General features: G+C 68.3%; 1 protein-coding gene. It reads right to left on the reverse strand.

Going from position 1 to position 398, the window contains the following annotated elements; genetic code table 11:
- Positions 1 to 398: extracellular solute-binding protein (locus G3I56_RS42965; protein WP_164418976.1), on the reverse strand; the 398-nt coding region annotated here is incomplete at both ends.

Raw genomic sequence — 398 nt, forward strand, 5'->3', positions numbered from 1 at the left:
CGACGATGGAGTTCCAGCGCTTGGCGAGGGACACCCGCTCGGCCGAGGAGATGTCACGGGACACGACGAGCCGCTTGCGCATGTCCTCGTCGGGGAAGATCAGCGGGTTCTCGGCGAGTTCGGCGGTCTCCTTGTCCTCGGAGGCGGCCAGGACCTCGAGGGCGGCCGGAACCGGGCAGACGTAGTTTACGGAGGCCGCGAGCAGCGCGGCCACCTCCGGGTCGTAGTAGAAGTCGATCAGGGCTTCCGCGTTCGCCTTGTGCCGGGCGAGGTTGGGGACGAGCAGGCTCTCCGCCCAGAGTTCGCCGCCCTCCTCGGGAACCACGAACTCGATGTCGGGGTTGTCGGCCTGCAGCTGGATCGCGTCACCGGAGTAGGCCTGGCAGGCCAGGACGTCG

The sequence above is a fragment of the Streptomyces sp. SID12488 genome (genome assembly GCF_010548275.1).
Classification (GTDB): Bacteria; Actinomycetota; Actinomycetes; order Streptomycetales; family Streptomycetaceae; genus Streptomyces.